This window comes from Sideroxydans sp. (assembly GCF_054604835.1).
On sequence record NZ_JBTSFG010000006.1, the window covers coordinates 119582 to 141283 of the forward strand.

22 protein-coding genes are annotated in these 21702 nt (G+C 59.4%); 13 read left to right on the plus strand and 9 right to left on the minus strand.

Annotated elements, in window-relative coordinates; translation table 11 throughout:
- Window positions 1-63 precede the first annotated feature (63 nt).
- A complete protein-coding gene (locus ACYCZ5_RS10950; protein ID WP_461544837.1) occupies window positions 64-3099 on the plus strand; it encodes a putative bifunctional diguanylate cyclase/phosphodiesterase in 3036 nt (1011 codons plus the stop codon).
- A gap of 157 nt (window positions 3100-3256) precedes the next feature.
- Window positions 3257-3844 carry a DNA-J related domain-containing protein gene (locus ACYCZ5_RS10955; protein ID WP_461544838.1) on the plus strand — a complete coding sequence of 196 codons (588 nt, stop codon included), beginning with the start codon at window positions 3257-3259 and terminating at the stop codon, window positions 3842-3844.
- A 62-nt stretch (window positions 3845-3906) separates the two neighbouring features.
- Here the strand turns inward: ACYCZ5_RS10955 and ACYCZ5_RS10960 are convergent, their stop codons facing one another.
- From ACYCZ5_RS10960 to ACYCZ5_RS10975, 4 genes are read right to left on the minus strand one after another with little or no spacing between them, the layout of a single operon-like run.
- Window positions 3907-4560, minus strand: a complete 654-nt coding sequence (locus ACYCZ5_RS10960; RefSeq protein WP_461544839.1) for a DsbA family protein — start codon at window positions 4558-4560, stop codon at window positions 3907-3909.
- Window positions 4557-5012, minus strand: a complete 456-nt coding sequence (locus tag ACYCZ5_RS10965; protein ID WP_461544840.1) for a disulfide bond formation protein B — start codon at window positions 5010-5012, stop codon at window positions 4557-4559. The genes ACYCZ5_RS10960 and ACYCZ5_RS10965 overlap by 4 nt, the downstream gene beginning before the upstream one ends.
- A gap of 47 nt (window positions 5013-5059) precedes the next feature.
- The gene (locus ACYCZ5_RS10970) at window positions 5060-5608 is read right to left on the minus strand and encodes an NUDIX hydrolase (protein WP_461544841.1); all 549 of its coding nucleotides are present in this window, start codon (window positions 5606-5608) and stop codon (window positions 5060-5062) included.
- 1 nt (window position 5609) lies between these two features.
- Entirely contained in the window at window positions 5610-6407 is a 798-nt protein-coding gene (locus ACYCZ5_RS10975) for an outer membrane protein assembly factor BamD (protein WP_461544842.1), read from the minus strand.
- On the opposite strand from ACYCZ5_RS10975, the gene rluD reads away from it, so the two are divergent.
- Window positions 6406-7401 carry a 23S rRNA pseudouridine(1911/1915/1917) synthase RluD gene (rluD, locus tag ACYCZ5_RS10980; RefSeq protein WP_461544843.1) on the plus strand — a complete coding sequence of 332 codons (996 nt, stop codon included), beginning with the start codon at window positions 6406-6408 and terminating at the stop codon, window positions 7399-7401. The genes ACYCZ5_RS10975 and rluD overlap by 2 nt on opposite strands.
- A complete protein-coding gene (gene pgeF, locus ACYCZ5_RS10985; protein ID WP_461544844.1) occupies window positions 7388-8125 on the plus strand; it encodes a peptidoglycan editing factor PgeF in 738 nt (245 codons plus the stop codon). Before rluD ends, pgeF begins: the two co-directional genes overlap by 14 nt.
- 9 nt (window positions 8126-8134) lie before the next feature.
- Here the strand turns inward: pgeF and ACYCZ5_RS10990 are convergent, their stop codons facing one another.
- The 3 genes from ACYCZ5_RS10990 to ACYCZ5_RS11000 are packed head-to-tail and all read right to left on the minus strand — an operon-like array spanning window position 8135 to window position 10623.
- Complete coding sequence (locus tag ACYCZ5_RS10990; RefSeq protein ID WP_461544845.1) at window positions 8135-8503, minus strand: hypothetical protein; 369 nt, start codon at window positions 8501-8503, stop codon at window positions 8135-8137.
- Window positions 8504-8537: 34 nt separating this feature from the next.
- Entirely contained in the window at window positions 8538-10019 is a 1482-nt protein-coding gene (locus tag ACYCZ5_RS10995; RefSeq protein ID WP_461544846.1) for a COG3014 family protein, read from the minus strand.
- Complete coding sequence (locus ACYCZ5_RS11000; protein WP_461544847.1) at window positions 10003-10623, minus strand: hypothetical protein; 621 nt, start codon at window positions 10621-10623, stop codon at window positions 10003-10005. Before ACYCZ5_RS11000 ends, ACYCZ5_RS10995 begins: the two co-directional genes overlap by 17 nt.
- A 167-nt stretch (window positions 10624-10790) precedes the next feature.
- Here ACYCZ5_RS11000 and ACYCZ5_RS11005 point away from each other — a divergent pair, with 167 nt between their 5' ends.
- Genes ACYCZ5_RS11005 through ACYCZ5_RS11025 form a run of 5 tightly spaced genes read left to right on the plus strand, consistent with a single transcriptional unit; the run spans window position 10791 to window position 15750 of the window.
- Window positions 10791-12353, plus strand: a complete 1563-nt coding sequence (locus ACYCZ5_RS11005; RefSeq protein WP_461544848.1) for an MFS transporter — start codon at window positions 10791-10793, stop codon at window positions 12351-12353.
- Window positions 12354-12398: 45 nt separating this feature from the next.
- Window positions 12399-13178, plus strand: a complete 780-nt coding sequence (locus ACYCZ5_RS11010) for a ZIP family metal transporter (protein WP_461544849.1) — start codon at window positions 12399-12401, stop codon at window positions 13176-13178.
- Window position 13179: 1 nt separating this feature from the next.
- Complete coding sequence (locus tag ACYCZ5_RS11015; RefSeq protein WP_461544850.1) at window positions 13180-14106, plus strand: cation diffusion facilitator family transporter; 927 nt, start codon at window positions 13180-13182, stop codon at window positions 14104-14106.
- Complete coding sequence (gene rimO, locus ACYCZ5_RS11020; RefSeq protein WP_461544851.1) at window positions 14099-15418, plus strand: 30S ribosomal protein S12 methylthiotransferase RimO; 1320 nt, start codon at window positions 14099-14101, stop codon at window positions 15416-15418. Before ACYCZ5_RS11015 ends, rimO begins: the two co-directional genes overlap by 8 nt.
- The gene (locus ACYCZ5_RS11025) at window positions 15415-15750 is read left to right on the plus strand and encodes a YkgJ family cysteine cluster protein (RefSeq protein ID WP_461544852.1); all 336 of its coding nucleotides are present in this window, start codon (window positions 15415-15417) and stop codon (window positions 15748-15750) included. The genes rimO and ACYCZ5_RS11025 overlap by 4 nt, the downstream gene beginning before the upstream one ends.
- Here ACYCZ5_RS11025 and ACYCZ5_RS11030 read toward each other — a convergent pair.
- Window positions 15747-16115 carry a hemerythrin family protein gene (locus ACYCZ5_RS11030; RefSeq protein WP_461544853.1) on the minus strand — a complete coding sequence of 123 codons (369 nt, stop codon included), beginning with the start codon at window positions 16113-16115 and terminating at the stop codon, window positions 15747-15749. The genes ACYCZ5_RS11025 and ACYCZ5_RS11030 overlap by 4 nt on opposite strands.
- On the minus strand, window positions 16115-16510 hold the full coding sequence (locus ACYCZ5_RS11035; protein WP_461544854.1) for a bacteriohemerythrin: 396 nt from the start codon (window positions 16508-16510) through the stop codon (window positions 16115-16117). The genes ACYCZ5_RS11030 and ACYCZ5_RS11035 overlap by 1 nt, the downstream gene beginning before the upstream one ends.
- Window positions 16511-16567: 57 nt before the next feature.
- Here ACYCZ5_RS11035 and ACYCZ5_RS11040 point away from each other — a divergent pair, with 57 nt between their 5' ends.
- Genes ACYCZ5_RS11040 through ispH form a run of 4 tightly spaced genes read left to right on the plus strand, consistent with a single transcriptional unit; the run spans window position 16568 to window position 21652 of the window.
- On the plus strand, window positions 16568-17494 hold the full coding sequence (locus ACYCZ5_RS11040) for a bifunctional riboflavin kinase/FAD synthetase (RefSeq protein ID WP_461544855.1): 927 nt from the start codon (window positions 16568-16570) through the stop codon (window positions 17492-17494).
- Entirely contained in the window at window positions 17487-20279 is a 2793-nt protein-coding gene (gene ileS, locus ACYCZ5_RS11045) for an isoleucine--tRNA ligase (protein ID WP_461544856.1), read from the plus strand. Before ACYCZ5_RS11040 ends, ileS begins: the two co-directional genes overlap by 8 nt.
- Window positions 20272-20748: a signal peptidase II gene (lspA, locus tag ACYCZ5_RS11050; RefSeq protein WP_461544857.1), complete on the plus strand. Its 477-nt coding sequence runs from the start codon at window positions 20272-20274 to the stop codon at window positions 20746-20748. Before ileS ends, lspA begins: the two co-directional genes overlap by 8 nt.
- On the plus strand, window positions 20729-21652 hold the full coding sequence (gene ispH, locus ACYCZ5_RS11055; RefSeq protein WP_461544858.1) for a 4-hydroxy-3-methylbut-2-enyl diphosphate reductase: 924 nt from the start codon (window positions 20729-20731) through the stop codon (window positions 21650-21652). Before lspA ends, ispH begins: the two co-directional genes overlap by 20 nt.
- The last annotated feature ends 50 nt before the right edge of the window (window positions 21653-21702 follow it).

The window sequence follows — 21702 nt, forward strand, 5'->3', positions numbered from 1 at the left end:
CATGTTTGAAGAATGGGTTATGATCCGTCTACCTTCTATCTGCGCAGGTGATGAACTGAGTCAATGATGGCAAGTGCATATACCAAGTCATTCGCTTGGTTCGGCAATCTTTCGCTGAGATTGAAGATCCTGCTGCTGACCAGCGTTGTGTCGATAGCGACACTGTTGGCTGGCTTCTCTTATTTTGCATACCAAAGTTACTGGCTGAATGTTCAGACCGCATTGGGCGGTTTGATGAATTTCACCGATGCGAAACAGCAGGGGGTGATTCGGTTCATCGATCAAAACGAAAAGCTGGCCAGACAGTTGGCAGAACTTGCGGGGAAAGCGGATTCCAGAATACTGCGAGGGCATTTCAAAAGTATCGTTTCGACCGACGTCTTCAGCTTGGAAGAACATCCTTTCAAAGCGGAGATCACGGCCCAGAACCGGGAGATACCGACATGGGAGGTCTATCACGCAATCGACTATGTGGTTCGTGGCCGCATTGTGGTCTCATCGGATCCGCAGCGTGAGGGCAGAATGTGGGCGCTGGGCATCAAGCTTGGTCCCGGATACTCCGATCCGCATCTTGAGGATGGCATACCGGTCATGACTTTCGCTTCCCAGGCTTCCAGAGGAACGGTCTATGTCCATGTGGACGCGCGGATGCTGACCAATATCGTCAATGGCGAGATCGGCAACCTCGCCGGCGATATGGGGGCCTTCTATCTGGCTGGAGTCGGCAGGACCTTTGACTACTACATCGTCAACAGGGAAAACCTGCTGATCACCGAATCCCGTACACGTCCGGGGCAACTCATGAAAGGGCATGGCAGCGAACTGCCCTGGCGGACCACTCTGCAACAGGCTGGCGTGATATGCGGGAACAGTGGCACTTATACGACCGACGCACGATGCACGACCGGATGCCGTGAGACGATGGGATATTACATCGGGCACACGGGCAAGCAGATGCTCGGTACCTCGATGCCGTTCTACGATTCCCAGTGGACGCTGGTCGTGGAGCAGGAAGCGGACGAATTGCTGATGCCGATGTGGACTTCGCTGGCATATGCCTTCGGCATCCTGTTTGCGATGGGCATGCTGGGTATATACCTGACCCTGAGATTGATCGATAAATTCGTGATCGCACCGATCCATGCCCTTCAGGCCTCGATAAAGGATGTTGAGAGCACACGGTTCGGCAAACAGAGTCCGATCCACTATGGCGATGAGATCGGAGAGCTCGGCAAAGACTTCAATGTGATGTCCGGGAAACTCCGCGACATCTATCGGACCCTAGAAGAGAAGGTCGAGGAACGCACTAGAGAACTCAACGTTTCCAATGAGCAGCTTCTGGAGGAGATCAACGAACGCGAATTCATCGAGAAGGCGTTGCGGGAAAGTAATGAATACATGCGTGTCGCGGCAGTGGCCTTTGAGACAGATGAGGCCATCGTGATTACCAATAAAGATGGTGATATCGTCAGAGTGAATCAGGCCTTTCATGACATCACTGGTTTCAGTGCGGAAGAAGTGATCGGAAAGAATCCGCGCATACTGAGCTCGGGCCGCCACAGCAAGGAATTCTATGCAGAGATGTGGGCTCAATTACTTGGCAGGGGAAAGTGGTCCGGTGAGGTATGGGACAGGCGCAAGAACGGAGAGATCTATCCGAAATGGTTGACGATCACTGCCGTTAGAAATGATGAGGGAGAAACGACAGAATATGTCGCTATATTCAGTGACATCACCCTGCGCAAGAAGGCTGAGGATGAGATACGCAATCTGGCGTTCTACGATGCCCTGACAGGGTTGCCGAATCGCCGCCTGTTGATGGACAGGCTGGAGGCTGCACTGATCGCCTCGGGGCGCAGTGGGCAATATGGCGCCATCCTGTTTCTGGATATGGACCGGTTCAAAGTGTTGAATGACACGCTGGGACATGACTTGGGCGACATCATGCTCATTGAGGTCGCCCGGCGCATCAAATTCTGTGTGCGCGAGGTCGATACGGTCTCCCGTTTGGGCGGTGACGAGTTCATCGTTTTGCTGGAGGACGTCGAGGCAGATGCCGGGCAGGCTTCACGGAAGGCGGCACAGATTGCAGAGAAGGTCAGATCTTCATTATCGAAAACTTACCAGCTTGAGAAACTGGAGTATCACAGCTCCCCGAGCATCGGTGTCTGTTTGTTCAAAGGTAATGACGAGTCACTGGATGCGCTGTTGAAGCATGCCGATATGGCCATGTATCAGGCCAAGGATGCTGGCCGGAATGCCGTGCGCTTCTACGATCCAGCCGTGCAGGAAGCAGTCGAGTCACGGGCGTTGATAGAGTCGGAATTGCGCAGAGCCCTTCCCGAAGGGCAGTTGCGGCTGTATTTCCAGATTCAGGTCGATAACGAGGGCCGACCTATCGGGGCAGAGGCGCTGATCCGCTGGCTCCATCCCGAAAAGGGCATGATCCCTCCCATGCAGTTCATTCCCATCGCGGAAGAGAGCTCGCTGATACTGGAGATCGGCCATTGGGTGCTGGAAACCGCCTGCAAGCAACTGGCTGCCTGGAGCAGGAACGAAAAGACCCGCAATCTGATCTTGGCTGTCAACGTTAGTGCCGCACAGTTCAAGAAAATGGACTTTGTGCCGGCTGTGTCATTGCTCCTGAAGAAGCACCAGGTCGATCCTACATTGCTGAAACTGGAATTGACGGAGGCGGTGGTGCTGGAGGATGCCGCAGAGGTGGCCATCAAGATGCAGGCCCTGCAGGATATTGGCGTTCAACTGTCTCTGGATGATTTCGGAACGGGTTATTCATCCCTCTCTTACCTGAAGAAACTACCGCTCGATCAGATCAAAATTGATCAGAGTTTTGTGCGTGACATCGGCATAGATGCCATCGACGCGGTGATGGTGGAAACCATCATCAATATGGCCAAAGCGTTCCAGTTGCATGTCATTGCGGAAGGCGTGGAGACAGAAGATCAACTGAGATATCTCAAGCAGATGGGGTGCATGGCGTATCAGGGATATCTGTTCAGCAGACCGATACCGATAGATGAATTCGAAGCCTTGCTGCAGACCGATGGTCCATCGGCAGCCCTGAATTTTGAAATCTGAAGCAAGGGTGTCTGGATCGAATAGGATCAGCCCAGATGCAGCAGTGCATCGCGCAGCGTCAATCAATCGTGCGTCATGCTTCTTGGTAGAAAATCCATCAGCGGTGATCTGCTGAACGGGCAGTTTGTCAGAACGAAAATCGGAAAGTGCTTCCCCCATGAAAGATGTCATTGAAGGCATTCAGGCCGTTCTCGGCGAGATCCTTGATGCCCACCCGGCCGGGTTCACCGAACATGAGCTACTGAAAAAACTGGCTGAACACGAAGTCAGTCTGTTCGGCGAGGAATATTTCAATAGTCCTCTTGGCCTGTTTCAGCGCCATTTCCTGCTGTTCCATTGTTTGTATGTGCTGCGCGACAAGTTGCGCGCGGCGCAGCGAAGCGATCTGGAAATACATTGTCTGGGTATACGGCAGATAGCTTATCGCAACACGCCATCCGACCATCCGGCACAGTTTGACCCCTTAGCCGCTTACTACCTGGAGCTGGACAACTTCACCAATACCGATGAACAGGAGGTGTTGCGCCTGTTAAACGACTTTTGGAAAAGATTCTCCGGTGACGAACAACGCGACAAAGCCTTGGCCGTGATGGGGCTCGCGCATCCCGTCAGCTATCCCGAGATCAGGCAGCAATACCGTCGCCTTGCCATGCAGTGCCATCCTGATCGCGGGGGCGAACTCGCCCAGTTCCAGAGACTTGAATGGTCGATGGGGATATTAAGGGTTTTGTACCGGGCAAACTAATGCGGGATGGTTAGATCGTCGGCCTGCTATCGCCCGCATTGCGCGGGCGTGAGTTGCAGTCTCTAGCGCGTACTTTCTGCCAGCGCCTGATCCACCAGTTCGGTCAGTTGTTCAAAGCCGAAACTCGGCAGGGGTTTGCCGTTCACAAAATATTCCGGGGTCATGGTCACGTTCAATGTGCGCGCATCCTCAAGGTCCTGCGCGATCAGTTTGTCGATCTCTGGGGCGGTGATGTCGAAAGCCATTTGCTCCATGTTCAACCCCAATCCATCCAGATGTTTCCATACCTTGCCAACCTGTGCGGTGTGGTTGGCTGCCCAGTCGCGCTGGGATGCAAACAGCGCTTCCAGCGCAGGCCAGAACTTGCCCTGCTTGCGTGCCGCTTCCAGTACGGCGACTACTTTGTCCGAGCCATTGTGGAACGGTGCGTAACGCAGCACGAGCCGTATCTTGTCCGGATGTGCTGCCATGAGTTTTTTGACTCTGGGGTAGAAGGCGCCACAGGTCTCGCAGGCAGGGTCGAAGAATTCGACGATGACGACCGGCGCATCGGGATTGCCCATCGTGGGCGAATGGATGCGCATCAGTGCGGCGCGATTGGTTTCGGCGAGTTGTCTTGCGGCTTCTTCCTTTTGCCCCGAATAGAACACGGCAGCGGCGACAAAGGCCAGCAACAGAACGACGGCGGATACGATGAATAGGGTTTTCTGTTTCATTTGGAACCTTTGATATGGGTGATCAGGAGCAGGGCGGCGATGGCGGCGAAGGCCATTACAGACAATAAGGGGATGGTCACAAAACCAAACCACACGACAACCACGTCGGAACAAGGTACACCTTGCTGGCAGGGTTTGATGCTTTCCGGTATCCAGCCGGCGATGAGTGCCAGATGGAATAGCGCCAGCCCCAAACCGGCCAGTGCCAGTGGCAGCGCGTATCGCACGACGCGCGCATCGAAAGGGAACAGGCCTGCAGCCAGCACCAATACCAAGGGGAACATGGCGATGCGCTGATACCAGCAGAGCAAACACGGCGTGTAGCCCATCACCTCGCCGAGGAACAGCGCACCCAGCGTGGATGCTGTGGCGATCAGCCAGGCGATGAATATCAACGTCCAGCCGATGGAAGCTTTGTCAGCGGGCGTTTCAATATGTGCTGGGGTGTTCATGGCGTGCAGATGAATTCAAGTTCGTGGGCCTTCAAAGCCAAACACTTTCAGGCTCTGGGCACGGGTGGCGCAAGGTCGCCGCTATGCAGTTTGAATTCCCCCCGCTTGCGGTCGGCGAAGTAGTGTTCCAGCGCGTAGCGCACCGGGCGGAAGGCGAGTTGCTCCCAGGGGATGTCTTCTTCCTTGAATAGCTGCACATCCAGACTTTCCACGCCGGGCGAGAAGTCGAGGTCGAGCAGGGTGGCGCGGAACAGCATCTGCACCTGGTTGATGTAGGGCAGGTTGTAGAGGCCGAGCAGTTCGTGGATGTCGACGCGGGCGTTGGCTTCTTCCAGTGTCTCGCGCGCGGCACCTTGGGTAACGGTCTCGCCGTTCTCCATGAACCCTGCCGGCAGCGTCCACAGTCCGTGGCGCGGTTCGATGGCGCGCAGGCAGAGCAGGATGCGGCCGTCTTCCCATTCGGGGATGGCACCGACGATGATCTTGGGGTTCTGGTAGTGGATGGTGTCGCAGGCAGAGCAGACGTAGCGCTCGCGGTTGTCGTCCTGCGGGGTGCGCAGTTCGACCGGGGCGCCGCAGTCTGCGCAGAATCTCATCTTAGATTTCCCAGAACTTCCACCACGGCGTCTCGCGTTCCTTGAAGAAGGTCTGCGAGGGCTTGATGCCGTCCTTGGCGATGCTGCTGTCGAGTACGCGTTGCGTGTCCTGGCTGAGGTCGTTCATGCCGAGACGGGTATAGGCTTGCACCATGATCTGCAGCGCGTCGCGCGTCTGCATGGTCTCCGGGTAGTCGGCCAGCACGCCCTGTGCGCGGTTGAGTGCGGCGATGTACGCACCGCGACGCAGGTAGTAACTGGAGATGGCGATCTCGTGTTTGGCCAGTGTGACCAGCAGGTATTGCATACGCTGGCGCGCGTCTTCCGCATAACGGCTGGCCGGATAAAGCGTGACCAGTTCCTTGAATGCGTCGAACGAGGCGCGCAAGGCGACCGGGTCGCGTTCGGCGGGGTCTTGCTGGAACAGGGTGCTGAAGTAGCTGTTCAGGTTTTCGTCGAAGTTGATCAGGCCTTTCAGGTAGAGCACGTAGTCCAGTGCGTCGCTCTTGGGGAACTGTTTGATGAAGCGGTCCAGTGTGGACAGTGCGGGCGCCGGTTCGCCCTGTTTGTAATAGGCGTAGGCGATGTCCAGTTGTGCCTGTTGCGCATAGCGGCCGTAGGGGTAGCGCGATTGCAGGCGCTCCAGCAGCTTGACGGCGCGCTCGTAGCTTTCGTCCTGCATCTCTACCTTGGCCATGGCATACAGCTCGTCGGCAGTGAGCTTGGTATCTTCAGCTTCGGGAAGCGAACTACAAGCAGCTAACGTGAACAGGAGGAAAACAGCTAAACTATGACGCATGATAGAACCCGAAGAAGAATTACCCGATTATAGCAAAGACGACGATAGCGCCGACCCGCTTGAGTTCAAAGTGCCGACCGAGCTCGGTGGACTGCGTCTGGACCAGATCCTGGTCAAATTGCTCCCTGAATACTCGCGCAGCCGCCTGCAAGACTGGATAGGGCAGGGGCTGGTGTCGATCAACGGCAAGACAGCCACGACCAAACAGAAGGTGTGGGGCAACGAGAAGCTGACAGTCCTGCCGCAGGTACACCCTTCAGAGATGGTGGCCGAGCCGGAAGACATCCCGCTGGACATCCTCTACGAAGACGACGCGATCCTCATCATCAACAAGCCGGTGGGGCTGGTGGTACATCCCGGCAGCGGCAACTGGCAGGGCACGCTGCTGAACGGTCTGCTGTTCCATGCGCCCGAGCTGAACGAAGTGCCGCGCGCGGGCATCGTGCATCGTCTGGACAAGGACACCAGCGGCCTGATGGTGGTGGCGAAGACGGTGGTGGCGCAGACCGCACTGGTGCGGCAGATGCAGGCGCGCAGCGTGAAACGCGAATATCTGGCGCTGGTGTGGGGCGAGGTGGACCGCGATTACACGGTCAACGTGCCGATCGGTCGCCATCCCACGCAGCGCGTGAAGATGGCGGTGACCGAGAGCGGCAAGGAAGCGATCACCCATGTCCATGTCGAGCAACGTTTCCACAGTTGCACGCTGGTGCGTTGCAAGCTGGAGACCGGTCGCACCCACCAGATCCGCGTGCACATGTCATACCTCGATCATCCGCTGGTGGGCGATACGCTTTACATCAAGGGCGTGCAGAAATGCGTGCCGGCCTTGCAGGAGATCCTGATCCACTTCCCGCGCCAGGCCTTGCATGCCTGGAAACTGGCGCTGGACCATCCAACGACCGGCAAGCGGATGGAGTTCGATACGCCGCTGCCGGACGACATGGATGCGTTGCTGGAGGCGATCGAAGAGGCGAGCGATGAAGTCGTGTGATCCCTTTATCGCCCCCGACTGGCCGGCACCGGCCAACGTCAGGGCGATGCAGACCACCCGTGCCGGCGGTGTCAGTCAGGCCCCTTACGATTCGATGAACCTCGGTCTGCATGTGGGCGATGACCCGCTGCGGGTGAATCACAACCGCCAGTCACTTTCCGCCTTGCTGCCCACCGAACCGGTATGGCTGGAACAGGTGCACGGCACCGAAGTGGCGAATGCCGATGCAGCCGCATGCAGAGTGGTGGCCGATGCCAGTATCGCTCGGCATCGCGGTTCTGTGTGTGTGGTGATGACAGCGGATTGTCTGCCGGTGCTGCTGTGTGACGAGGATGGCACGGTGGTCGCTGCGGTGCATGCGGGGTGGCGCAGTCTGTGCGATGGTGTGATCGAAGTGACGGTGAAAGCGATGGATGTCGCACCGCACAAGTTGCTGGCCTGGTTGGGCCCGGCCATCAGCCAGACACACTTCGAAGTCGGCGCGGAAGTGCGCGAGGCTTTCATCGCGCAGCATGCGCAAGCCAAGGAAGCCTTCGTTGCGCAGGGCGAATCGGGCAAGTATCTGGCCGATCTCTATCTGCTGGCGCACCAGCGTCTGAACGCACTCGGTATCACGTCCATCCACGGTGGCGGGCGCTGTACCTACGGCGAGCCGGACTGTTTCTTCTCTTACCGCCGCGACGGTGTGACAGGCCGCATGGGCAGCTTCATCTGGCTCGTCTGAATCAAAGCTTTACTGTTTTCCCTCACGCACTTCCAGCAAGAATTCTTCCGCATCGTTCACGGTGGAGAGCAACTCCATATCCTGTGTGGAGTTCGGGTCGATGAACACGCGCGTCCAGCCGCCTGCCTTTTCCACCACGCGCCCGTCGTCGCCACGGAATGCGGCGCGCACTTCGATCAGCACGCGCTGGTCGGTGAGGTTCTTCAACTCGCCCCACACGCGCAGCGTGCCGGTGGCGGTGCGTCCGGATTGCACGCCGTTCACTTCGACCACGTCTTCCAGATGGTCTTCGTCGATCATGATGATGGTGGCATCGGGCAAGGACTGGCACGCGGCCATGAAGCTCAATAGCAGGATGGAAAGTGTCTTTTTCAGCATGATGTTCTCCTGTGGGTAAGGTGGGGTTGTCCGGTCAGTTCGGGTTGGTGAGGAATATTCTGCGCTTGAAAGTGACGCCAGTATCAACATTGTCGGGAACCACGTCTGGCGCGGCGAGTGGTGCGAGCGAGGTATTGAAATTCTTGGCATCGAGTGTTGCCTGTTCGGCGATCGCACTGCAATCCCCTTTGCAGCGCTCATGCACCGCTGCTTCGTGTCGCAGTGAGCTGTCCGTCCAGCTGGAGGGATAACTGCCCGGATATTGTCGCCCCCACACCAGCATGCAGGCGCCGGAACGGAAGGACTTCATCTCCACCGCACTTTGCAGCGCGCCCTTTGCATCATGGAAACCCAATGACCACGGCAGCTGCTCGGCATTCATGTCCGCTTGCGTGGTCGCCACATAGATGCGGTCGGGCAGACTGGACCAAGTGCGCGTATCGGCTTCAGGATGGGTGGAGGCGGCGACGATGTCGCTGCCGATGCTGACCAGTATGCCGAGCAGTGCCAGTCCGGCGTACTGGTTGGCATCATCACTGTCTCTGCGTCGGGCTGCATTGCGCGCAAGATCGGAAGAGATGTGCGCGAACACGGCAGCGCCGGTCGCGATGCCTTCGGCGGTATTGCGGAACGAAGCCTTGCCCGCCAGTATCTTGTCCACCGCGCGCCCGCCGCGTGTGGAGGCTTGCCAGTACACGTCCTCGATCTGTTGCCCCACCAGCAGTTGCGCGTCCTGTGTGTAGGTGACGCCGCGTATCGTGCCGTCGTCGCGCCGCGCGTAGCGCAGTTCTTCCTGATGGCGTCCAGAGGCGACCTTGCCCGGTGCCCGGCCGACCTCGGCGATCAGCAGCACGTTGTCGGTGGCGGCGGGTGTTTTGATACCCGGCTTCGCTTTGCGTACGGCGGCGAATTCATCCTTCGCCTGTGCGCTGCGTCCCGAGCAGTTATACAGCCAGCCGCGAATGAACGGCATGATGACCATGTCGCTCTGGAAGGTCTCGGAAGCGGACATGGTGTCCTGTATCTCGGCGAAACGCAGGTCGGCGCGCGCGTTGTCCAGATCGGGATCGGAGAAATCGGCGAGGGCAAGGTAGTAGCCGACCATGGCGCGTTCGTAGGGGTCGCCCTTGAAATCCTTGTTGGCCTCCGGCACGAAGTTGCTGCGCGCGCGGTTGGCTGCCGGATCGTGCGCATAGATAGTCTCGATCAGCGCTTGCGCGTCGGACAGCAGGCGCTGGGCGATTTCCGGTTGCGACAGTTCCAGTGCGGACAGCCCGGCCATCGCCTCGTTCAGCACACGGTCGCGGCGGCCTTGTTCCTGATCGCGCAGCACGAAGGGGCGCAACGCGGCCGGCACTTCCGCCTTAGGCTCCAGCAGTTGTTCGAGGCGTCCCGGTTGGACCAGCTCGTTATCGATTCCCGTCGAAGCGCAGCCGGACAGCGTCAGCCAGAGTGCGCACGCCAGCGCGTGTGGAACGAAGCGGGTCGTCGCTGAAGGATCAGCGATAGACCGCATCGTCCTGGCCGCCCTTCTTGAACTCATACAGGTTGGACCAGATGCTGAGTGAAGTCTCCAGATCGATCAGTTCGAAGGTGATCTGGGTGTAGCGTTCCACCGTGCCGCTCTGTGCGCTGCGCGCATCCAGCGAGTTGATGCGGCCGATCAGGCGATAGTCAGCACCGGCGGTTGCCTTGGCTTGTTTGAGTGTGCCGGCGTCGGTCGTACCCTGGCGCTTCATGTCACGTTCCTGCGCGACCATGTCGGCGGATTCGCGAGAGACGAATTGCAGTTTGCCTTGGGCTGCACGCTGCAGATTGATGCGCAGGCGATCCACCAGCAGGTTCTTGTTGATGCGCTGGCTGCTCTCGTTCTCGAAATAGGCCGCATCGAGGATGACGCGTGCCGCCTGACTGCGTTTCACCACTTCGGGCGTGGCAAGGATGTCTTTCACCATCGCATCGGTGACGGCGGTCACATCCTGGCTCTCCACGCCCACACCGGCCACGACGCCGGTGGAATTCACATCCTGATAGGTGACCGGCTTGCCGGCGTCGGGGGTGGCGCAGGCGGACAGCAGCAAGGCGATGGCAGAAAGGGGTAGCAGGGAATGGGTTCTCATCGTGATCTCCGGAAGTTAAGGGCCGCGCATGTGACAGCGGCCTGCGACGAATGGTTCATTGCGGCTACATTGTGTGTCTCGCCACACCGTAAATCAAGCGCTCGGGTGGACAAGCGCCAGCATATGCTTTATATCCCACCGCTGTTTCCATAACGTAGTCAGCAGCTATGAATACAATCACTCCCAAGCAGCGAAAAGTGGTGCTCGCCGCCTGTTTCGGCACCTTCCTCGAGTGGTATGACTTCCTCACCTTCGCCACCTTGGCGACCTACTTCAGTGTGCTGTTCTTCCCGCCGGAAGATGCGACCGCAGCTTTGCTGGCGAGTCTGGCGGCATTCGGTGTGGGCATGATCGTGCGGCCTTTGGGTTCGGCGCTGTTCGGTACCTTGGCGGACCGTTACGGCCGTCGTCCGATCTTCCTGGTGACGATCTCATTGATGGGTGCCTCCACCTTCCTGGTCGGTTTGCTGCCGACGTATGCGCAGGTCGGCATGCTGGCTCCGGCATTGTTGCTGTTGCTGCGCTTGTTGCAAGGTTTTGCGGTGGGCGGCGAGATCGGCGGTGTGGCGGTCTATCTGACCGAACATGCGCCCGAAGGACGGCGCGGTTTCTACACCAGCGTGCTGCAACTGATGGGGCCGCTGGGCATTCTGGTCTCCACCTTCCAGATCGTGTTGTTGCATATGTTCCTCGATGATGCGGAGTTCAGCAGCTGGGGCTGGCGCATACCGTTCCTGTTCTCGGTGGTGCTGTTGTATATCTCGATCAAGACGCGCATGAGTCTGGAAGAATCGCCTGTGTTCAAGGAATTGCAGGAACAGGGGCGCGTGTCACAGGCACCGTTGCGCGAATGTTTCCGCGACCGGCAGACCTTGAAGGGTATGGCGCTGTTGTTCTTCTGCATCTCGGCGGGCGGCTCCTTGCTGTTCTTCACCTCGCAGGTGTATGCCAACGTGTTTTTGAAGAGCGTGGTGCGGCTGGATGCGCAACTCGCCAGCACGCTGGTGATGCTCTCCACACTGGTGCTGTTCCCGCTCACCATCTGGTGCGGCTGGCTGTCCGACCGCATCGGGCGTCGCCCGGTGCTGCTGGCCGGCTTGCTGCTGGGGGCGCTCACCATCATCCCGGTGTTCAATGGGCTGCAGCATTTCGGCAATCCCGCGCTGGAACGATTCAACAGCGAAGTTTCGGTGACCCTGTCCGGCACTGACTGCGACTACAGTCCCTTCCAGAAGGCGAAGAGCGAATGCGCACGCAATCAGGAGTTCTTCATCAAGAACGGCATCGTGCACAGCACCGAGCCGGGCGAGGGCGCTGTGGTGCGTATCGGTGCGGATGTCGAGGTCAGCGGCTTTGACCCTGATGCGTTGAGCGCTGGATTGCGATCCAAAGGCTGGACTGCACAAGCCGACAGCGAGCAGGCCAACACGGTGATGTTGTTCCTGCTGCTGTTGATACCGGTGGTCGCGGTCGGACTCATCACCGGTCCGCAGACGGCCGTGCTGCCCGAACTGTTCAAGGCCCGCAATCGCTACACAGCTGCCGCGCTGCCGCACAACCTGAGCGCGGGCTGGATAGGAGGCCTGTCGCCGTTCATGGTGACCCTGTTGTCGGTGCAGGCGGGGGATGTGATGGCGGGACTTTGGTATCCGGTCGGCATGCTGATCATGGCCTCGATCATCGGCCTGCTGTTCCTGCCCGAGACCAAGGATGTGGTGCTGGGGGAATAGCGCCGCGTCGGGTACAATGCGCGCCCCGTATTCCCCTGACCTGATATGTCCGTCCTGACCTGGATCATCGTCGCCAGCCTGTTCGGCGGCGTGCTGAGCGTTGCCGCTGCCGCGCTGTTCGCGCTGAATGCGCGCACGCACTGGATCGGCATGCTGGTCAGCTATGCCATCGGCGCGCTGCTGGGCGCGGTGTTCCTCGACATCCTGCCGGAAGCAATAGAACTGGCCGGCGACACCGCCGCCGTGAGCGGCACGGTGCTGGCCGGCATCCTGCTGTTCTTCACGCTGGAGAAGGTGCTGATCTGGCGTCATTGCCACCATGACCATTGTGAAGCGCACGAGCCGCAAGAGCCGTCATCCCATGATCACGACCACGGTCGCAGCGGCACCATGCTCATCATCGGCGACACCTTCCATAATTTCGTGGACGGCATCATCATTGCCGCCGCCTTCATGGTCGACATCAATCTGGGTATCGTCACCGCGCTGGCCATCATCGCGCACGAGATCCCGCAGGAAGTCGGCGATTTCCTCATCCTGCTGCATTCCGGTTACAGCAAGCTGCGCGCGTTCCAGCTCAACCTGATCTCAAGCTTCGCCACGCTGGTAGGCGGGGTGCTGGCCTATTACGCGCTACAGGGTTTGCAGTCGTGGACGCCCTACATCCTCGCGCTGTCGGCGGCCAGCATGATCTATGTCGCCGTGGCCGACCTCATCCCCGGTCTGCACAAACGCACCCGTATGCGCGACACCGTGCAGCAGGTGGTGTTGATCGTGCTGGGCGTGGCGACCGTGGGTCTGGTCAGTATGGCGACCGGGGTCTGAGATGCATGCCGATCTGACCCGTTTTGCCTGGCTGTCCATCGCGGCGGCTGTCGCCACCATTCTGCTCAAGGGCTTGGCATGGTGGCTGACCGGCTCGGTCGGCCTGCTGTCTGATGCACTGGAATCTTTCGTCAATCTGGCCGGCGCATTGATGGCCTTGTACGTGCTGACACTGGCAGCTATCCCCGCCGATGAGAAGCATGCCTACGGCCACGGCAAGGCGGAGTATTTCTCCAGCGCGTTCGAAGGTTTCCTCATCCTGCTGGCGGCGATCAGTATCGCCTATGCGGCCATTGACCGTTTGCTGCATCCGCAGGCGCTGGCCGAGGTCGGCGTCGGCTTGGCCGTGTCGGTGGTCGCATCGCTCATCAATCTGTTCGCCGCGCGCGAATTGCTCAAAGCCGGACGCGCCTACAACTCCATCACACTGGAAGCGGACGCCAAACATCTGATGACCGATGTGTGGACCTCGGTCGGCGTCATCATCGGCGTGGCGCTGGTCTGGCTGTCCGGCTGGTTGTGGTTGGACCCGGTGATCGCGTTGGCAGTGGCAGCGAACATTGTGTGGACCGGCTGGCAGTTGCTGCATCGTTCGGCTGAAGGCCTGATGGATGCAGCCATCCCGCAGGAGCATATCGACGCCATCGAAGTCGTGCTGGCGAAGTACCGTGCACAGGGTCTGGACTTCCATGCGCTGCGTACGCGCGAAGCCGGACGTCAGGCTTTCATCTCAATGCATGTGCTGGTGCCGGGTGTATGGTCGGTGCAGCGCGGCCATGACTTGGTCGAGCTGATTGAGGCCGAGATCCGCACCGCCGTGCCGTTCAGCCACATCACCACCCATTTGGAGCCCATCGAAGACCCGGTCTCGCTGATTGATGCGACACTGGAACGGCCCGAAGAATCTACAGGAATACGTCATGAGTAAAACTCAACCCAAGATCGGTTTCGTCTCGCTCGGTTGCCCCAAAGCGGCATCCGATTCCGAGCTCATCCTCACGCGCATGCAGGCCGAAGGTTATGAGCTCACGCCCAGTTATCAAGAAGCCGATCTGGTGGTGGTCAACACCTGCGGCTTCATCGACAGCGCGGTGGCGGAGTCGCTGGAAGCCATCGGCGAAGCCTTGCAGGAGAACGGCCGCGTCATCGTCACCGGTTGTCTGGGTGCCAAGGGCGACATCGTGCAAAGGACGCATCCCAAGGTGCTCGCGGTGACCGGTCCGCACGAGACCGAGGCGGTGATGAACGCGGTGCACCAGCATCTGCCGCGCCTGCACGATCCCTACACCGACCTGGTGCCGCCGCAGGGCGTGCGCCTCACGCCGCAACATTTCGCCTACCTGAAGATCTCCGAAGGCTGCAACCACAGTTGCACCTTCTGCATCATCCCCAGCCTGCGCGGCGATCTGGTCAGCCGCCCCGTGCATGATGTGATGGCCGAAGCGGAGAAGCTGGTTGAGTCCGGCGTGAAAGAACTGCTGGTCATCTCGCAGGACACTTCTGCCTATGGCGTGGATGTGAAATACCGCACCGGCTTCTGGCAGGGCAAGCCGCTCAAGACGCGCATGACCGATCTGGCAGGCGCACTGGGCGAGCTCGGTGTGTGGACGCGCTTGCATTACGTCTATCCGTATCCCAGCGTGGATGATGTCATCCCGCTGATGGCGGAAGGCAAGATCCTGCCCTACCTCGACATCCCGTTCCAGCATGCCAACGAGCGCATCCTCAAGCTGATGAAGCGCCCGGCCAGCAGCGAGAACGTGCTGACGCGCATCAAGAAATGGCGCGAGATCTGTCCGGACATCACCCTGCGCAGCACCTTCATCGTCGGCTTCCCCGGCGAAACGGAAGAAGAGTTCGAAGAACTGCTCGACTTCATCGAAGAAGCACAACTCGACCGCGTCGGTGCGTTCAAGTATTCGCCGGTGGAAGGGGCTGCCGCGAATGCACTGCCCGACCATATCGACCCCGAAGAACAGGAAGAGCGCCTCGCGCGCCTGATGTATCTGCAGGAAGAGATCAGTGCCGAGAAACTGGCCAAGAAAGTCGGCCAGACCATGACCGTGCTGGTGGACGACGTGGACGAACAAGGCTCCCTCGCGCGCAGCAGCGCCGATGCGCCCGAGATCGACGGGCTGGTCTACATCGACGGCGAGGACCTGGAAGTGGGCGAGTTCGTCACGGTGAAGATCACCGGTTCCGACGAGCACGACCTGCATGCTGAAGTCGTCAGGGAATGAGTGAGGAAAATCCCTGCCTGACTTGCGGCGCATGCTGCGCGCACTTCCGTATCGTGCTGCATCGCGAGGAAGTGGATATCTCCCCCGGCGGCTATGTGCCGCTCAAACTCACCAATCGACTCAATGAACATTCCTTCTGCATGAAGGGCACGGATATCTATCCGCCGCGCTGCATCGCGCTGGAGGGGGAGGTGGGGCAGGCGGTGCGATGCGGCATCTATGACGCTCGTCCGCAGGTGTGCCGCGAGTTCAACGAATACGAGTTGGACGGTATGCCGAACCCGAGTTGCTTCAAACTGCGCGGACTGGTGCCGCCGACGGTCAGCAGCTAGACGCCCAGCGACAGCCGCTGTGCGGTGATGAAGTCGCGGGTGTTGACGTGGCGCACGAACCAGTCCGAGAACGGCCCTTCCAGATATTCCAGTAATGCCTTTTTGTCCTGCGATTCCTGCCATTGGGCGATGCGGGCAGACAGGCGTTCCAGCGCCTGATCGTGGTCTTTTTTGTGCGCATCCAGCGGGCCGAACTGTGCGGCTTGCATGGCCTGTTCTTCTTTTGCGAATTGTTGCTGCAAGCTGTTCTGCATGGCCGCCAACGCATCGCTCAACGCGGCTTCGGTCGCATCGCTGTCCAGTAGCTCCAGCATGGCCGCATGGGCTTGCACGAAGCGGCTATGGTCGAATATTTCTTCGCTCATCATGCACTCCGCGCCTGGATATAGGCGGCCGTCACGAAATCCATGCTACTCACGTGATTGACGAACCAGTCGCGCACGGCGTGTTCCAGCCAGCTACTGAGGTCTTTGCTGTTGCGTGAGGTCTTCCAGTTTTCGGCGCGGGCGATCATGTCGGCCAGCACTTTGTCGTGCTCGCCCTTGTGCATCGGGTAGGGCGGGAACTGGACCGACAGCATCAGCTGCTCTTCCTCGGCGAAATGGAGGCGGGTGTGTTCCAGCAGGGTGTCCAGCAGGGCATCCACTTGCGTGTGATCCGCGCCCGAATGCAGCAGGTCGAGCAGGTGCTTGCGCAGGGCGACGAACTCGGCGTGGTCGTTGTTCATGAAATCTATCGCAACGCGTGGGTAGTTCAGCATGTTTTACCTTTTTGGCGGGGGTGATTACGGGGTGTAAGGCTGTATAATCCGCGCCCTATGCAGATTCTACGCGGCCTCCATTCTACGGATTTTCGACCTCTGGCGGTCACCATCGGCAATTTCGACGGGGTGCATCTCGGGCATCAGGCGATGCTGCAGGAGTTGCGCGAGACGGCGCAGGCGCGTGGTTTGCAGACGGCAGTGGTGACCTTCGAGCCGCATCCGCGCGAATTTTTCACGCCGCAACAGGCGCCGGCGCGGCTGACCAGTCTGCGCGAAAAGCTGGAGTTGTTTCGCGGGATGGGCATGGATCGCGTGTATGTGTGTCCCTTCGATAAGGTGTTCGCACAACGGACAGCGGAAGATTTCGCGCAGACCCTGGCGCAAGCCTTGTGTGCCAAGCATGTGCTGATCGGTGACGATTTTCGTTTCGGCAGCGGGCGCGGCGGTGACTTTGCGTTGATGCAGCAGGCTGGGACGCAACACGGTTTCGAGGCGGTGGCGATGCATAGTGTGTTGTTCGACGGGGTGCGCGTCTCCAGCACGGCGATCCGTACGGCGCTGGCGGAAGGCAAACTGGATATCGCCCGCGATTATCTCGCCCGCCCCTACAGTATCAGCGGGCGCGTGGTGCATGGCGATGCGATGGGTCGTAAGCTGGGTTATCCCACGGCGAACATCCAGATGAAGCACAACCTGCCGCCGCTCAAGGGCGTGTATGTGGTGCAGGTGCATTCGGACGGTATCGGCGTGTTGCAGGGCGTGGCCAGTCTGGGCCTGCGGCCGACGCTGAAGCACGATGCGAAATATGTGCTGGAAGTGCATCTGTTCGAATTCGCACAGCAGATATACGGCAAGCATCTGCGGGTGGAATTCCTGCATAAGTTGCGCGACGAGATGAAGTTCGACGGTTTGGAAGCGCTGACGCGGCAGATCGCGTCGGATGTGAATAATGCAAAGCAATGGTTTATCGATCATGAGTGAAGACAAGAAGAAATATCCCCTGAATCTGCCCGACACGGCGTTCCCCATGCGCGGCGATCTGGCCAAGCGCGAGCCGCTGATGTTGGCGCACTGGCAGGCGCAGCAGCGCTACCAGCGCATCCGCAAGGCGGCCAAAGGACGCCCGCAGTTCATCCTGCACGACGGCCCGCCGTATGCGAACGGTGACATCCACATCGGTCACGCGGTGAACAAGGTGCTCAAGGACATCATCATCAAGAGCAAGACGCTGAGCGGTTTCGACGCGCCTTACGTGCCGGGCTGGGATTGCCACGGTCTGCCTATCGAGTTGCAGGTGGAGAAAAAGCACGGCAAGGCTATCCCGCCGTCGCAGTTCCGCGAGCTGTGCCGCGAATATGCGAAAGAACAGGTCGAGCGCCAGAAGAAGGATTTCATCCGTCTGGGCGTGCTGGGCGATTGGGACAATCCTTACCTGACCATGGATTTCCAGACCGAGGCGGACATCATCCGCGCGCTGGGTCAGATCCAGCAGAACGGTTACCTGTATCAGGGGCGCAAGCCGGTGAACTGGTGTCTGGATTGCCAATCTGCTTTGGCCGAGGCTGAAGTGGAATACGAGGACAAGGTATCGCCCGCCATCGACGTCGGTTTCGAGGTGAAGGATGTCGAGGCGCTGGGCCGTGCGCTCGGGGTGTCGCTGCCCGGTGACGCGAAGGTGTATGCGGTGATCTGGACCACCACACCGTGGACGCTGCCTGCCAACCAGGCCGTGAGCGTGCACCCGGAACATGAATACCGACTGGCCAAGACCGACAAGGGTTATCTGTTGTTGGTGGGCGAGTTGCTCGAATCCTGCGTGCAGCGCTATCAACTGCAGGCGGAAGTGGTCGGCGCAGGCAAGGGCAGTGCGCTGGAGAACCTGCCGCTGCAGCATCCGTTCTACGACCGCATCGTGCCCATCATCTGCGGCGAACACGTCACACTGGAAGCCGGTACCGGGCTGGTGCACACCGCGCCGGCGCACGGTGTGGACGACTATGTGGTCGGCCAGAAATACAGCCTGCCGGTGGAGAATCCGGTGGGCGACGACGGCAAGTTCATCTCTACCACCTTGCCGGTGGGCGAGACGCCGCTGGCCGGTGTGTTCGTGTGGAAGGGCAACGACATCGTGCTGCAGGCGCTGGCAGCCAGCGGTCATCTGCTGCATCAGGAGAAGATGACACACAGTTATCCGCATTGCTGGCGCCACAAGACGCCGATCATCTTCCGCGCCACGCCGCAGTGGTTCATCGGCATGGAGCAGGGCGAGGAGGGCGTGAGCTTGCGTGCACTGGCCAATGATGCGGTCGCGGATACCAAGTTCTTCCCGTCATGGGGCCGTGCGCGCATCGAGGCGATGATCAAGAACCGTCCCGACTGGTGCGTGTCGCGTCAGCGTAACTGGGGCGTGCCGATGCCGTTCTTCGTGCACAAAGAGACATTGCAACTGCATCCGCGCACGCCGGAACTGCTGGAAGAAGTGGCAAAACGCGTGGAGCAGGTCGGTATCGAGGCATGGTTCTCGCTGAACAGCGCCGACCTGCTGGGCGACGATGCCGCGCACTACCGCAAACTGACCGACACGCTGGACGTGTGGTTCGATTCCGGCGCGACGCACTACGCCGTGCTGGCGAAGCGCGAAGGTCTGCGTTCACCGGCCGATCTGTATCTGGAAGGTTCCGACCAGCATCGCGGCTGGTTCCAGTCTTCCCTGCTGACCGGCTGCGCCATCAACGGCCGCGCGCCTTACGATGCTTTGCTCACGCATGGTTTCGTGGTGGACGGCAAGGGCCACAAGATGTCGAAATCCAAGGGCAACGTCATCGCGCCGCAGAAGGTGATCGACACCATGGGCGCGGACATGCTGCGCCTGTGGACGGCAGCGACCGACTACTCCGGCGAGCTGACCATCTCCGACGAGATCCTCAAGCGCGTGACCGACAGCTACCGCCGCATCCGCAACACCCTGCGTTTCCTGCTGGCCAACGTGAGCGACTTCGATGCAAAACGCGATGCGATGCCGGTGGCCGAATGGCTGGAGATCGACCGCTATGCGCTGGCCCTGATGCAGGAACTGCAAGACGACGTGCGCGCCGATTACGACCGTTACGAGTTCCACCTGGCAGTGCAGAAGCTGCAGGGCTTCTGCTCGGAAGACTTGGGCGGTTTCTATCTCGACATCCTGAAAGACCGTCTGTACACCGCAGGCGAATCTTCGCCAGCACGCCGCTCCGCGCAGAACGCGCTGTACCACGTCACGCAGTCATTGGCGCGTTTGATCGCGCCCATACTCAGCTTCACCGGCGAGGAAGTGTGGGCGACGCTGAACGGCGGCGACGAGGTGAGTGTGTTCGAACAGCAGTGGTATGCATTGCCGGACAGCGGTTTGAGCGGCGAGCAGGTGAGTGCCTGGGCAGACATCCGCGCGGTGCGCGAACAGGTCAACAAGAAGCTGGAAGAGCAACGTGCAGCGGGTGCCATCGGTTCCGCCTTGCAAGCCGAGGTGGATGTGTATGCGGCGAAAGAGACCTTCGAGTTGTTGTCCCGTTTGGATGATGATCTGCGTTTCGTGCTCATCACTTCGCGTGCCAATGTGCATCTGCATGAAGGCGAATTGGACATCAAAGTCACACCAAGCACGCATGAGAAATGCGAACGCTGCTGGCACTACCGCGAGGACGTGGGCAGCGATGCCAACCATCCGACACTGTGTGGGCGCTGCGTGAGCAATCTGTTCGGCGACGGCGAGGCGCGACAGCATGCTTAAGCGCTGGTTGCTGCTGGCAGTCATCGTCATCGTGCTCGATCAGACGAGCAAGCTCGCCATCACCAGTCACTTTGTCTATGGTGAATCGCTCCCCATCACCTCGTTCTTCAATCTGGTGCTGGCGCACAACACCGGCGCGGCATTCAGCTTCCTGAGCGAAGCGGGCGGTTTGCAGCGCTGGCTGTTCTCCCTCATCGCCGTCGTGGCCTCGGTGTGGATCGTGTGGTTGTTGCGTAAACATCAGGCGGAGAAGCTATTCGCTTTGGCGTTGGCGCTGATCCTCGGCGGCGCGCTGGGCAATCTGATCGACCGCATCGCCTACGGCTACGTGGTCGACTTCTTGGATTTCTACGCGGCGGGCTATCACTTCGCCGCCTTCAACGTGGCCGATTCGGCGATCACCTGCGGCGCCGCATTGCTAATCTGGGACGGCATTCGAGGAAAGAGACATGAACGTACTGCTAGCTAATCCGCGCGGTTTTTGCGCAGGCGTAGACCGCGCCATCGAGATCGTCGAGCGCGCTATCGCACTGCACGGCGCACCGATCTATGTGCGCCACGAAGTCGTGCACAACAAGTTCGTGGTCGAAGGATTGAAGGCCAAGGGTGCGATCTTCATCGAAGAGCTGAAGGATGTGCCGTCCGGCAGCATCCTCATCTATAGCGCCCATGGCGTGTCGCAGGCAGTGCGCCGTGAAGCGGAAGCGCGCAACCTCACCGTATTCGATGCGACCTGTCCTTTGGTGACAAAGGTTCACCTGCAAGTGACGCGCATGCACGATCAGGGCAAAGAGATCGTGATGATCGGTCACAAGGGTCATCCCGAAGTGGAAGGAACGATGGGGCAGAGCGAAGGCGGCATGTATCTGGTCGAATCACCTGCGGATGTAGAGACTTTGCAGGTGAAGGACGAGCAGAACCTGTCCTATGTGACGCAGACGACGCTGTCGGTAGACGATGCCAGCACCATCATCGCGGCCCTCAAAGTACGCTTCCCATCCATCACCGGCCCCAAAAAAGACGACATCTGCTACGCCACGCAGAACCGGCAGGATGCCGTGAAGTTACTGGCTCAACAGTGCGATCTAGTCATCGTGGTCGGCTCCCCGAACAGCTCCAACTCCAACCGCCTGCGCGAAGTCGCCAAGAACATCGGCGTAACGGCTTATCTGGTGGATAACGCCAGTGAAGTGCAGCCGGAATGGCTGCAAGGCAGACAGAACATCGGCATCAGTGCCGGTGCATCAGCGCCAGAGGTGTTGGTCACTGAGGTGATAGCCCGATTGCAAGAGCTGGGTGTGGGTGAGGTGAAGGAGTTGGATGGGATAGAGGAGAATGTGGTGTTTCCTTTGCCCAAATCACTTATTTCCTAAAATTTTGCCGTTCGTCGGCGCGCGATACCGCTCGTGCAACTGTCGCTGGC

Bases quoted from the DNA above. Each gene is read 5' to 3' on its own strand.
- ACYCZ5_RS10950 (WP_461544837.1), top strand. From the start codon at position 64: ATGATGGCAAGTGCATATACCAAGTCATTCGCTTGGTTCGGCAATCTT.
- ACYCZ5_RS10955 (WP_461544838.1), top strand. From the start codon at position 3,257: ATGAAAGATGTCATTGAAGGCATTCAGGCCGTTCTCGGCGAGATCCTT.
- ACYCZ5_RS10960 (WP_461544839.1), bottom strand. From the start codon at position 4,560: ATGAAACAGAAAACCCTATTCATCGTATCCGCCGTCGTTCTGTTGCTG.
- ACYCZ5_RS10965 (WP_461544840.1), bottom strand. From the start codon at position 5,012: ATGAACACCCCAGCACATATTGAAACGCCCGCTGACAAAGCTTCCATC.
- ACYCZ5_RS10970 (WP_461544841.1), bottom strand. From the start codon at position 5,608: ATGAGATTCTGCGCAGACTGCGGCGCCCCGGTCGAACTGCGCACCCCG.
- rluD (WP_461544843.1), top strand. From the start codon at position 6,406: ATGATAGAACCCGAAGAAGAATTACCCGATTATAGCAAAGACGACGAT.
- ACYCZ5_RS10975 (WP_461544842.1), bottom strand. From the start codon at position 6,407: ATGCGTCATAGTTTAGCTGTTTTCCTCCTGTTCACGTTAGCTGCTTGT.
- pgeF (WP_461544844.1), top strand. From the start codon at position 7,388: ATGAAGTCGTGTGATCCCTTTATCGCCCCCGACTGGCCGGCACCGGCC.
- ACYCZ5_RS10990 (WP_461544845.1), bottom strand. From the start codon at position 8,503: ATGCTGAAAAAGACACTTTCCATCCTGCTATTGAGCTTCATGGCCGCG.
- ACYCZ5_RS10995 (WP_461544846.1), bottom strand. From the start codon at position 10,019: ATGCGGTCTATCGCTGATCCTTCAGCGACGACCCGCTTCGTTCCACAC.
- ACYCZ5_RS11000 (WP_461544847.1), bottom strand. From the start codon at position 10,623: ATGAGAACCCATTCCCTGCTACCCCTTTCTGCCATCGCCTTGCTGCTG.
- ACYCZ5_RS11005 (WP_461544848.1), top strand. From the start codon at position 10,791: ATGAATACAATCACTCCCAAGCAGCGAAAAGTGGTGCTCGCCGCCTGT.
- ACYCZ5_RS11010 (WP_461544849.1), top strand. From the start codon at position 12,399: ATGTCCGTCCTGACCTGGATCATCGTCGCCAGCCTGTTCGGCGGCGTG.
- ACYCZ5_RS11015 (WP_461544850.1), top strand. From the start codon at position 13,180: ATGCATGCCGATCTGACCCGTTTTGCCTGGCTGTCCATCGCGGCGGCT.
- rimO (WP_461544851.1), top strand. From the start codon at position 14,099: ATGAGTAAAACTCAACCCAAGATCGGTTTCGTCTCGCTCGGTTGCCCC.
- ACYCZ5_RS11025 (WP_461544852.1), top strand. From the start codon at position 15,415: ATGAGTGAGGAAAATCCCTGCCTGACTTGCGGCGCATGCTGCGCGCAC.
- ACYCZ5_RS11030 (WP_461544853.1), bottom strand. From the start codon at position 16,115: ATGAGCGAAGAAATATTCGACCATAGCCGCTTCGTGCAAGCCCATGCG.
- ACYCZ5_RS11035 (WP_461544854.1), bottom strand. From the start codon at position 16,510: ATGCTGAACTACCCACGCGTTGCGATAGATTTCATGAACAACGACCAC.
- ACYCZ5_RS11040 (WP_461544855.1), top strand. From the start codon at position 16,568: ATGCAGATTCTACGCGGCCTCCATTCTACGGATTTTCGACCTCTGGCG.
- ileS (WP_461544856.1), top strand. From the start codon at position 17,487: ATGAGTGAAGACAAGAAGAAATATCCCCTGAATCTGCCCGACACGGCG.
- lspA (WP_461544857.1), top strand. From the start codon at position 20,272: ATGCTTAAGCGCTGGTTGCTGCTGGCAGTCATCGTCATCGTGCTCGAT.
- ispH (WP_461544858.1), top strand. From the start codon at position 20,729: ATGAACGTACTGCTAGCTAATCCGCGCGGTTTTTGCGCAGGCGTAGAC.